Annotated in this window: 1 protein-coding gene; it reads right to left on the bottom strand. The window is 52.0% G+C overall.

The window, feature by feature from the left end:
- Positions 1 to 149: 149 nt before the first annotated feature.
- Positions 150 to 250, bottom strand: a 101-nt coding sequence (locus FCK22_RS18620) for a YdcH family protein (RefSeq protein WP_136720777.1), incomplete at its 5' end; no start/stop codon positions are given.

Raw genomic sequence — 250 nt, 5'->3', positions numbered from 1 at the left:
AGAAATTTATTGGGCCAGTCTTTTCCCAAGACTGGCCTTTTTTAATGCGACAAATGAAAGCCGAATGCGGCACTTACTGGCCATCCAGTCTGCCGCCCCGCCAAAGCGGAACGACAGCGATCAAAAAACGCCGCATTGCGCGGTAAGGGTCAGCTCGACAGGCGGCTAATCTCCTCTTTCAAACGCAGTTTTTCCTTTTTCATGGAAGCCACTTTCAAATCGTCCATACCGGGGGCGCGTTGCGCGGTTT

The organism is Sulfitobacter sp. 15WGC, from assembly GCF_005068605.1.
In the GTDB taxonomy this organism is placed as follows: domain Bacteria; phylum Pseudomonadota; class Alphaproteobacteria; order Rhodobacterales; family Rhodobacteraceae; genus Sulfitobacter; species Sulfitobacter faviae.
Note: the sequence above shows the minus strand (reverse complement) of the source record. Positions and strands in the feature narration are given on the sequence as shown.